Source organism: Nocardiopsis sp. NPDC055824 (assembly GCF_053616335.1).
Genome location: NZ_JBSHDN010000223.1, coordinates 1 through 9,918, shown reverse-complemented (window position 1 = coordinate 9,918; position 9,918 = coordinate 1). Strand labels below are relative to the sequence as shown.

At 71.9% G+C, this 9,918-nt stretch carries 10 protein-coding genes; 7 read left to right on the top strand and 3 right to left on the bottom strand.

What is annotated here, in order from left to right:
• Positions 1 to 181: hypothetical protein (locus ACWGL3_RS28050; protein ID WP_452461986.1), on the bottom strand; the 181-nt coding region annotated here is incomplete at its 3' end.
• Positions 182 to 369: 188 nt separating this feature from the next.
• Here ACWGL3_RS28050 and ACWGL3_RS28045 point away from each other — a divergent pair.
• The 7 genes from ACWGL3_RS28045 (at position 370) to ACWGL3_RS28015 (ending at position 7,342) form a co-directional block, all read left to right on the top strand.
• Complete coding sequence (locus ACWGL3_RS28045) at positions 370 to 591, top strand: hypothetical protein (RefSeq protein WP_267944685.1); 222 nt, start codon at positions 370 to 372, stop codon at positions 589 to 591.
• An 89-nt stretch (positions 592 to 680) separates the two neighbouring features.
• Positions 681 to 1,253, top strand: coding sequence for a suppressor of fused domain protein (locus ACWGL3_RS28040; protein WP_267944686.1), 573 nt, complete (start codon positions 681 to 683; stop codon positions 1,251 to 1,253).
• Positions 1,254 to 1,432: 179 nt separating this feature from the next.
• Positions 1,433 to 3,238, top strand: a complete 1,806-nt coding sequence (locus ACWGL3_RS28035) for an alkyl/aryl-sulfatase (protein ID WP_452461985.1) — start codon at positions 1,433 to 1,435, stop codon at positions 3,236 to 3,238.
• A 254-nt stretch (positions 3,239 to 3,492) separates the two neighbouring features.
• On the top strand, positions 3,493 to 4,482 hold the full coding sequence (locus ACWGL3_RS28030; protein WP_452461984.1) for a siderophore ABC transporter substrate-binding protein: 990 nt from the start codon (positions 3,493 to 3,495) through the stop codon (positions 4,480 to 4,482).
• A 76-nt stretch (positions 4,483 to 4,558) separates the two neighbouring features.
• Positions 4,559 to 5,545 (top strand): ABC transporter permease, encoded by a 987-nt coding sequence (locus ACWGL3_RS28025; RefSeq protein ID WP_452461983.1) that lies wholly within the window; start codon positions 4,559 to 4,561, stop codon positions 5,543 to 5,545.
• Complete coding sequence (locus ACWGL3_RS28020) at positions 5,538 to 6,590, top strand: iron chelate uptake ABC transporter family permease subunit (RefSeq protein WP_452461982.1); 1,053 nt, start codon at positions 5,538 to 5,540, stop codon at positions 6,588 to 6,590. The genes ACWGL3_RS28025 and ACWGL3_RS28020 overlap by 8 nt, the downstream gene beginning before the upstream one ends.
• A complete protein-coding gene (locus ACWGL3_RS28015; RefSeq protein WP_452461981.1) occupies positions 6,587 to 7,342 on the top strand; it encodes an iron ABC transporter ATP-binding protein in 756 nt (251 codons plus the stop codon). The genes ACWGL3_RS28020 and ACWGL3_RS28015 overlap by 4 nt, the downstream gene beginning before the upstream one ends.
• A gap of 214 nt (positions 7,343 to 7,556) precedes the next feature.
• Here the strand turns inward: ACWGL3_RS28015 and ACWGL3_RS28010 are convergent, their stop codons facing one another.
• Together ACWGL3_RS28010 and ACWGL3_RS28005 are read right to left on the bottom strand one after the other, a co-directional pair.
• A complete protein-coding gene (locus ACWGL3_RS28010) occupies positions 7,557 to 8,723 on the bottom strand; it encodes an erythromycin esterase family protein (protein WP_452461980.1) in 1,167 nt (388 codons plus the stop codon).
• A gap of 190 nt (positions 8,724 to 8,913) precedes the next feature.
• Entirely contained in the window at positions 8,914 to 9,579 is a 666-nt protein-coding gene (locus ACWGL3_RS28005; protein WP_452461979.1) for a hypothetical protein, read from the bottom strand.
• Positions 9,580 to 9,918: the final 339 nt, after the last annotated feature.

Here is a 9,918-nt window from a genome sequence, read left to right as displayed (position 1 = left end):
GGCGGGCGTGTTTGCGGCTGAGGTCGAACAGGTCCTCGAGCACGGCCAGGCGTTGGTCCAGGGCGGTGTAGATCTCCGAGGCGCGGCCGAGGTTGGCGATGCCGGCTCTGGGGACCTGGATGCCGGTGAGGACCTCGATCGCTTTGCGTGAGGAGTCGGACATGTTGTGGTCCAACGGCATACACGACTCCTCCTTCTACCTCCTGTGCCACTTTGCAGCCACGCACGCAGTGGAACGAGACGTTAACGGCGGTAGAAGACATACTTGTTAACAGATGAATGCACTGCTGTGATGTCTCGTTCGCTTTTGCCTCGTTTCAGCCCTTCGGTGTAAACACGCCACGGAGGCACGGGGCGCGGTCGCACCGCGTGCTCCCACTGTCGGCCGTGGTGTCGCTGGTCCTTGCCGCCGTGCTCCTGGGACTCCTGGCGCACCCGGGGTGGGCGGTGTACATCATGTACTTCGCCACCGGGCTGCTGCTGAGCACGACGGCCGTCTACTCGGCACTGCCGAGGCACCCCGAAAAGCGCGTGCGCCAGGACGCGTCCGGGACGGACTCCCCCGCACCGGAGGGCGTCGGGAAGCCGTAGTCTGGCCGCTCGGAACATCCACGTATCGGGCGATCCGGGACCGCGGCGGCCCCGGGGGCCGAAGGCACGACGACGGAGGGTCGGTTTCCTTGGCGACCGGGGAGGACGCGCGGATCCGCGCGCTGGAGAAACACGTCCGGGAGTTCTGGCAGGGGCACGCCGTGGAGGACGCGACCTGGGCGGAGGCGCCCCTCCTCGACCGGGTCCCGGGCTTCGCCACCTACCGGGTGGCGCCCAGGGACGAGGGCGAGGGCTGGGTCTACGTGACGGTGGGCTCGTCCGTCCACGAGACCGGAGGCGGCACCGAGTTCTTCCTCATGGCTCCGGACGAGGACCCGGCCCACTCCGAGACCCTGGCCGTGGTCGGCCACCTGCACTCCTTCGAGGAGTACCGGCTCGGCGTCGGCTCGGTGATCGACGTCGGCTGCCCGTGGGCGGAGGGCTCGCGCATGGACCACCTGCTGGTGAGCCCGCCCTACCCCTACGGGCCGGCGCTGGAGCATGCGCCCGAGGAGGCGGGAAACGCGCGGTTCCTGTGGCTGCTGCCGATCCACCGGAGCGAGGCGGCCCTGGTCACGGGCGACTCCCTGGCGGCCTTCGAGGAACTCCTGGAGGCGGAGGGCGTCAACGTCCTGGACGCCGACCGGGCTCCCCTCGTCTGAGCCGCCCCACTGCCGGCCCCGAGAGCCCGCCGGGCGGCATTGCGCCCCGCACGGTGCCTCGGCGCCGACCCGACCCCACCATCATTACCTAAAGCAATCCTTTGACTACGATTCGGAGTCACAGGGCGGGGGATGGGGTGGGTGCGCCACCGACCCCGAGCGCCCGAAGGAGACCCTCTGTGACCCAGCCGTTGTTCGACGACCGGACCGATTTCGACAACGCCGACAAGGGCTTCCTCGGAACGGCGTCACAACCGCAGATCACGGACGGGGCCGGACGGGTCGTCTGGGACCTGGACGCCTATGCCTTCCTCCACGGCGAGGTGCCCGGCACAGCGAACCCGAGCCTGTGGCGCCAGTCGCAGCTGGCCGCCAAGCACGGCCTCTACCGGGTCTGCGAGGGCATCTTCCAGGTACGGGGCTTCGACCTGTCCAACATCTCCTTCGTCGAGGGCGACCAGGGCGTCATCGTCGTCGATCCCCTGCTGTCCGTCGAGTGCGCGGCGGCCGCGCTGTCCCTGTACCGGGAGCATCGCGGCGAACGCCCGGTGACCGCGGTGATCTACAGCCACTCCCACGCCGACCACTTCGGCGGGGTACGGGGGGTGATCCCCGACGGCACGGAGGTCCCGGTCATCGCGCCCTCCGGCTTCCTCGAGCACGCGGTCGCGGAGAACGTCTACGCCGGCACCGCCATGAACCGGCGATCGGTCTTCATGTACGGGGCCGTGCTGCCCAAGGGGGCCGCGGGCCAGATCGGCGCGGGCCTGGGGCCCACCACCTCCACCGGGACGATCTCCCTGATCGAGCCGAACACGTACGTCACCAGGACCGGGCAGGAGGTGGTGGTCGACGGCGTCCGGATCGTCTTCCAGCTGACCCCGGGGACCGAGGCGCCCGCGGAGATGAACTTCTCCTTCCCCGACCGGCGGGCCCTGTGCATGGCCGAGAACGCCACCCACACCCTGCACAACGTGCTGACGCTGCGCGGCGCGCTCGTCCGGGACCCGCACGTGTGGGCGAACTACCTCACGGAGGCCATCGAGCTGTTCTCCGGCGGCTCCGACGTGCTGTTCGCGTCGCACCACTGGCCGACCTGGGGCACGGAGGAGCTCACACTGTTCCTGTCCCAGCAGCGCGACCTGTACGCCTACCTGCACGACCAGACGCTGCGCATGCTCAACCAGGGGCTCACCGGCGCCGAGATCGCCGAGAGGATCCAGCTGCCTCCCGCGCTGGAGGGCGCCTGGCACGCCCGCGGTTACTACGGTTCGGTCTCCCACAACGTCAAGGCGGTCTACCAGCGCTACATGGGGTGGTTCGACGGCAACCCCGCCCACCTGTGGGCACTGCCGCCGGAGGAGTCGGCGAAGAAGCACGTGGAGTTCATGGGCGGCGCCCGGGAGGTCCTGTCGAAGGCCGGGGCCGCCGTCGAGGCGGGGGAGCTGCGGTGGGCCGCGCAGGTCCTCGACTACGTCGTGTTCGCCGACCCCGGCGACACCGGTGCGCGCGCACTGCTCGCCGAGGTCTACGACGCCCTGGGGCACGGTGCGGAGAACGGCACCTGGCGGAACTTCTACCTCCAGGGGGCGGCGGAACTGCGCGGGAACAAGGCTCCCACGCCCATCGACAGCGCCTCCCCCGACGTCATGAGCGCCCTGAGCATCGCGCAGGTCTTCGACTCCGTGGCCGTCCGCGTCGACGGCCCCCGCGCCTGGGACACCACCCTGACCATCGACTGGAACTTCACCGATCCCGTGGAGGAGGTCAGGCTGGAGCTCGCCAACGGCGTCCTCGTCCAGACCACCGCCCACGACGGCAGTGACGCCGACCTGACGCTGACCCTGACCAAGGCACAGCTCCTGCGGCTCGTCGCCACGCAGAGCCTGGAGGGGATCACGACCGAAGGCGACACCGACGTCCTCACCACGCTGTTCGGCCTCCTGGACGACACGGACCCCGACTTCGCCGTCGTCACCCCCTGACCCCGGCCGCCCCGGCGCCACTGGGGCCCGTGGTCGGCCGGCCACGGGCCCCTCCCACCACGCCGGAGGGGCGGCCGCCGGCCGGGGCGCGGCTCCCCACGCTCCTTTCCAATCATGGGATCACAGGCCCTCTTCACACCCTGCCGCCGGACGCCCCCGTTGAGAAAAACACCTCATAGGGGCACACCCATGCACATTCCACCCGATAGTTAGGTTAGGCTCACCTTTGTTCAAATAAGCCAAGGAGAACCTCCATGCAGTCCCCCGGCCGTCCCCTGACCGCCTTTTCGATCACCCTGGCCTCCGCCCTCCTCCTCGTCGGCTGCGCGTCCGGCCGGCAGGACGCCGAGGAGGCCTCCGCCCCGAGCGGCACGATCGAGGTCGAGGACAACAACGGCGCCCAGACCGTGGCCTCCCCTCCGGAGTCCGTGGTCGCGCTCGACAACCGCACCTTCGAGACCCTCTCGGACTGGGGCGTGGAGCTGTCCGCGGGCGCGGTGTCCCTCATGCCGGACACCGTCGGCTACACGCGGGACGAGTCGGTCATCGACATCGGCACGCACAACGAGCCCGACCTCGAGGCGATCGTCGCCGCCGGTCCGGACGCCGTCGTCAACGGGCAGCGCTTCACCCAGTACCACGACGACATCGCCTCCCTGGTGCCCGAGGCCACGATCCTGGAGCTCGACCCGCGCGAGGGCGAGCCCTTCGACGCCGAGCTCAAGCGCCAGGTCACCGTGCTCGGCGAGGTCTTCGGCAAGCAGGACGAGGCCGCCCGGCTCGTCGCCGACCTCGACGCGGCCGTCGAACGGGTGAACGCCGCCTACGACGAGGGCGAGTCCGTGATGGCCGTCAGCACCTCGGGCGGCGAGATCGGCTACCTGGCCCCCGGCGTGGGCCGCACGCTCGGCCCCGCCTTCGACATCTTCGGCCTCACCCCCGCACTGGAGGTCGAGGGCTCCAGCGACGACCACCAGGGCGACGACATCTCCGTCGAGGCGATCGCCGGCTCCGACCCCGACTGGATCCTGGTGATGGACCGCGACGCCGCCGTCGCCCCCGACGAGGCCGGGTACGAGCCCGCCTCGAACATCCTGTCGGACTCCGAGGCGCTCTCGGGCGTGACGGCCGTGCAGGAGGAGCAGATCCTCTACATGCCCGCCGACACCTACACCAACGAGGGCATCCAGACCTACACCGAGTTCTTCGACGCGTTCGCCGACGCGCTGGAGGCCCGGGCGTGATCCGGTCCGACCGAACGGCACGCGCCGGCGGTGGCGACGCCGCCGGCGCCCGCCGACACGAGGGAGGGAGCGGGGCATGACGACCGCGACCCCCGTCCCCCGGGCGCGGCGCGGGGGACGCCTCCTCGACGGGAAACTGCTCGTCGGCACCGCCGTCGTGGGCGCCCTGGTCGTGCTCTCGCTGTTCACCGGCGTGTACGACGTCTTCGGCGCGGACGACGGCGGCGAGATGTTCGCCATCACCCGCGTCCCCCGCACGGTCGCCCTCGTCCTGGCCGGCGCGGCGATGGCGATGTCGGGCCTGGTGATGCAGCTGCTGACCCAGAACCGCTTCGTGGAGCCGACGACCACCGGCACCACCGAGTGGGCCGGGCTCGGCCTGCTCACGGTGATGGTCCTGGTGCCCGGCGCGAGCATCGGCGCACGCATGCTCGGCGCGGTCCTGGCGGCGTTCGTCGGCACGATGGTGTTCTTCCTCTTCCTGCGCCGCGTCACCCTGCGCTCCTCGCTCATCGTCCCGATCATCGGCATCATGCTGGGCGCCGTCGTCAGCGCCGTCTCGACCTTCGTCGCGCTGCAGACCGACATGCTGCAGAACCTCGGCGTGTGGTTCGCCGGGAGCTTCACCTCCGTGCTGCGGGGCCAGTACGAGCTGCTGTGGATCGTGGCGCTGGCGGCCGTGGCGGTGTTCGTCGCCGCCGACCGGTTCACGGTCGCCGGGCTGGGCGAGGAGGTCGCGACCAACGTCGGCCTGGACTACGACCGGGTCATCCTGCTGGGCACCGGCCTCATCGCGGTGGCGACCGGCGTGGTGACCGTGGTCGTGGGCAACCTGCCCTTCCTCGGGCTCATCGTCCCCAACGTCGTCTCGATGTTCCGCGGCGACGACCTGCGCGGCAACCTGCCGTGGGTGTGCCTGCTGGGCGTCGGCACCGTCACGGTCTGCGACCTGATCGGCCGTGTCGTCATCATGCCCTTCGAGGTGCCCGTGTCCCTGATCCTCGGGGTCGTGGGCGCCGCCGTCTTCGTCCTTCTCCTGTTGAGGCAGCGCCGCCATGGCTGAGACGACCGCGTCCCGTGTGACCGGACCGCTCCCCGCACCGCCCGCACGCTCCTCCGGGGCCCTGCCCACCGGGCGTGCCCGCCGCCGCTACCGGACCGTCGTCGCGGTGCTCGGCGTGCTCGCCGCCGGTTTCGGCTTCGGCCTGCTCGCCTGGGACAACCCGATGCCCGTGGGCTCGGACGGGTTCTGGCGCATCGCGCAGATGCGCGGGACGAACCTGGTGGTCATGGCCGTGGTCGCGATCTGCCAGGCCGTGGCGACGGTGGGCTTCCAGACCGTGACCGGCAACCGCGTCATCACCCCGTCGATCATGGGGTTCGAGGCGCTCTACGTCGCTATCCAGACCACGGCGGTGTACTTCCTGGGCGTCGCCGGGGTCGTGGCGGTCCAGGGCCTCCCGCAGTTCGCGCTCCAGCTCGTGCTCATGGTGGGCTTCGCGATGCTGCTGTACGGGTGGCTGCTGTCGGGCCGGTACGCGAACCTCCAGGTGATGCTGCTGATCGGCATCGTCATCGGCGGCGGCCTGGCCTCGGTCTCCACGTTCATGCAGCGCCTGCTCACGCCGAGCGAGTTCGACGTGCTCGCCGCCCGGCTGTTCGGCAACGTCTCCAACGCCGACGCGTCCTACCTGCCGCTCGCGGTCCCGCTCTGCCTGGGCGCGGCGGGCCTGCTGTGGGCGGGTTCGCGGCGGCTCGACGTGGTCGCGCTGGGGCGTGACGCGAGCACGGGCCTGGGGCTGGACCACCGCCGCGAGACCATGCGCGTGCTCTTCCTGGTCTCGGTCCTCATGGCGGTCTCCACCGCACTGGTGGGGCCGATGACGTTCCTGGGGTTCCTGGTCGCGACCCTGGCCTACCAGTTCACCGGCACCCACGCCCACCGGTACGTCTTCCCGGTGGCGGTGCTGACGTGCTTCGTCGTGCTCAGCGGCGCGTACTTCGTCATGCGCAACGTCTTCTACGCCAACGGCGTGGTCTCGATCATCATCGAGCTCGTCGGCGGCCTGGTGTTCCTGTTCGTCATCCTCAGAAAGGGCCGGCTGTGATCACGCTCAGCGGTGTGCGCAAGGAGTACAGCGGCGAGGTCGCGATCGGCCCCGTGGACCTGCGGATCCCCCGGGGCGGTGTGACCGCGCTGGTGGGTCCGAACGGGGCCGGCAAGTCGACGCTGCTGACGATGACGGGCCGCCTGCTGGGCCTGGACGCGGGGGTGATCGAGATCGCGGGCCACGACGTGGCCAAGACCGCGTCCAAGGACCTGGCCAAGGTCGTCTCGGTCCTGCGCCAGGAGAACCACTTCGTCACCCGGCTGACGGTGCGCCAGCTGGTGGCCTTCGGGCGCTTCCCCCACTCCCGGGGGCGGCTGACGGCGGCCGACGAGGAGGTCGTCAGCCGGGCGATCGACTTCCTGGACCTGGGCGGGTTGGAGAACCGCTACCTGGACCAGCTCTCGGGCGGACAGCGCCAGCGCGCCTACGTGGCGATGGTGCTCTCGCAGGAGACCGAGTACGTGCTGCTCGACGAGCCGCTCAACAACCTCGACATGCGCCATTCGGCGCAGATGATGCGGCACCTGCGCCGTGTGGCGGAGGAGCTGGAGCGCACGGTCGTGGTCGTGCTCCACGACATCAACTTCGCGGGCCACTACGCCGACCGGATCTGCGCGGTCAAGGACGGTGCGGTCGTGGAGTTCGGCACCCCGGAGGAGATCATGACCGGCGAGGTGCTGACACGGGTGTTCGAGACGCCGGTGACCGTGGTGGAGGGGCCGCGCGGACCGCTCGCCGTGTACTACTGAGCGCCGTCCCCTCTCGCGGGAGCGGGCTCGCGGGGCGCCCCTCCGCCCGGTCGGGTGGAGGGGCGCCCGTGGTCGGGGCGTGGGCCCCGCGTCGGCCGCGGGTGGTCGGCCTGTGGGCGGGGGTCGGTCCCGCGTCAGCCGCGGGTCGGCGGCGCGTGGGCGGGGCGGCTCCGGCGGCCGGGCGGGTGCGGGGGCCGTGCCGCGCGGCGGCCGGTCATGCCCGGTCCTCTCCCCCGGGCGCCGCGGGATCGGCGTCGACGTGCAGGATCGCGTCGGCCGCCTCCACGAGCGCCCGGTCGAGGGGGAAGTAGCCCGTCTCGGGCCGGGCGTCGGTGCGCGTGCGCCCGGAGGCGATCTCGGCGGCGGAGGCCAGGCCCCAGCCGGTGGCGCGGCTCTGGAGGAGGCCCTCGTAGGTGTCCGGTTCGGGCTCCGCGAGCCCGAGGGCCCCGCTGCGGCCCAGGCTTCCGATGACGACGGTGTACCGCCGGCCCAGCAGGGCGCCGACGACGGAGCCCGCGGAGTGCCAGCCCAGGTCCATGCCCGCCATGCTCATCGAGCTCGGGTTGCGCTGCAGGTGGCTGTTGTGCGCGAAGGCGAGCGTGGGACCGCGTTCGGCCTCGATGCCGCGGATCTCCAGGAGGTTCTGGGCCATGAGCGCGTCCCTGGTGGCCAGGAGGCCGGAGATGCGTGCGCTCTCCTCGATGCGCCGGGCCGCCTGCCCGTGGTAGCGCAGCAGGCCGAGGCCGGCGGCGAGGCGGGTGCGGGCCCGGAACCAGTCGGCGCGGGAGGTCGCCGCGACCAGTTCCGGTGCGCGTGCGTGGAGCGAGGTGAGCATGTCGTCGGCGATCACGCGCAGCCGCTCGGCCGCGGGGCCGGCGCCGACCGACGCCGCCGGGTCCAGGATCGCCTCCTGGCGGCTCCACCGCTCGTCGTCGCCGAGCAGGTCCGCGAGGTCCGGGGCGATCCCGAGGTAGTCGCACACGTGTTCCAGGTGGAGCCGGGGGCTGGGCGCGCTGGTGTTCTCGGCCGGGATGTCGAAGCCGTGGAAGGCCAGCCGCTCCTCGGCGGGACGGCCCTCGTTGTACGCGCGCATCCAGGCGACCAGCCGCCGGTTGACCTCCAGTGCCCCGAAGCCGTGCGAGAAGCCCTCGTCCATCGCCGTGTCGAGGGTTCCCCGCCCGTGCCGGACGAAGTCGTCCACCGCCAGTGCGGCCACCCGGTCGGTCTCCAGGGCGATGGACCGGTAGCCCAGGTCCGCGAGCGAGGCGAAGACGTCGTTGCGGACGTCCCCGAAGGCCGGTTCCTGCGTGGGGTGGACCGGTTCGCCGAGGGCCAGCAGCTCGCACGGCGGGGTCGCGAAGTCTCGAATGTCTTGGCTCATACCCCTCAACCGTATCCTTGAAAGAACGGTTGAGGGTTTTCATCCTACTGTCGGGCCCTAAGTCCCCGAAGCCTCCAACCGGGGGAAACCCGCCCCTCTGCCGCCGCCCCGACCTTGGCCGCGGGGCGGCGCGGGCGCGGTCCGCGCGACGGGGGCGGGGCGACCGGTGGCCGGTCGGCGTGCCGCGCCGTCACTCCCCCTGGGCGGCGGAGTCCAGCAGCCAGTTGTACCGCAGGCGCAGCGCGCGCTCCGTGCTCGCCGCGGAGGCGCCGAGGGTGAGCGCGATGTTGAGCCAGAGCGGCAGCTGGACGGGTGAGGTGAAGGTTCCGAAGCGCTCGGTCACGGGCGGCACCTGGAAGGCCGCCTCGACGAGCTGCGGGACGAGGAGGAGCGCGGGGACGACGAGCAGGACCAGCGAGCAGAGGCCGATAGTGCGGCTCAGCACGGGGTGCTCGCGGTCCAGGCGCGCACGCCGCCCCTCGCCCGAGCGTCGGTCCGGGACGAGTTGGTGTTCGGCTCCCCCGTCGGTGACGTAGTGGCAGCGCTTGAGGCCGAAGGGTGTCAGCGCCACCTCGATCGTGCCGCCCCGGACGGGGAAGGCGGCGGGGAGCCCGGACTCGGCGTGGTGCCTGCCGTCGAGGTACAGGTGGGCCCTGCCCTTGCCGTCCTCGGAGAAGAACCGCTGTGCGTAGCGGACCTCGACGGCGTAGTCCGTCCGCCCGCCGTCGCCGCTGCGCAGCGGGAGGTGGAACAGGGCACGGGAGAGCGGCTGCCACCAGCGGAAGGGCTTCAGCGGCTTCCCGTTCCCGGGTTCTACACGTCGTGCGGCTCGGCGCCGCTGCCACTCCTTGAGCATCTCGGGCTCCCTGTCGTCGTGTGGGAACGCCTCGGCGGCCTCGGGGCCGCCCTGGCGTGAGGGTGGGTGGGTGTTTCGACGGTGGACGGGCCCCGCGCACCCGGTCCCGCGAGGCGGGCGGTTCCGGGGGCGAGGAGGCGCGCGGCGGTCGGCCCGGGGGCGCCCCCTCCCGGTGGTGGCGGCCGCGCGGCCCCGTGAAGCGGGGGCGGGCGGGGCGGGGTCCGTCGTCCCGCCCGCCCCCACGGGGGCCGCGGTCACCCGTGTTCCTCGTGGGCGTTCGCGCCGGCCGGCGGGTCCGGCGCCGGGGCCCGTCGGGTCGCGGGCCGCGGGGCGCGCGGG

What these genes read in the sequence shown, in the direction of transcription:
- ACWGL3_RS28030 (WP_452461984.1), top strand. Translation starts at nt 3,493, where the DNA reads ATGCAGTCCCCCGGCCGTCCCCTGACCGCCTTTTCGATCACCCTGGCC.
- ACWGL3_RS28025 (WP_452461983.1), top strand. Translation starts at nt 4,559, where the DNA reads ATGACGACCGCGACCCCCGTCCCCCGGGCGCGGCGCGGGGGACGCCTC.
- ACWGL3_RS28020 (WP_452461982.1), top strand. Translation starts at nt 5,538, where the DNA reads ATGGCTGAGACGACCGCGTCCCGTGTGACCGGACCGCTCCCCGCACCG.
- ACWGL3_RS28010 (WP_452461980.1), bottom strand. Translation starts at nt 8,723, where the DNA reads ATGAGCCAAGACATTCGAGACTTCGCGACCCCGCCGTGCGAGCTGCTG.
- ACWGL3_RS28005 (WP_452461979.1), bottom strand. Translation starts at nt 9,579, where the DNA reads ATGCTCAAGGAGTGGCAGCGGCGCCGAGCCGCACGACGTGTAGAACCC.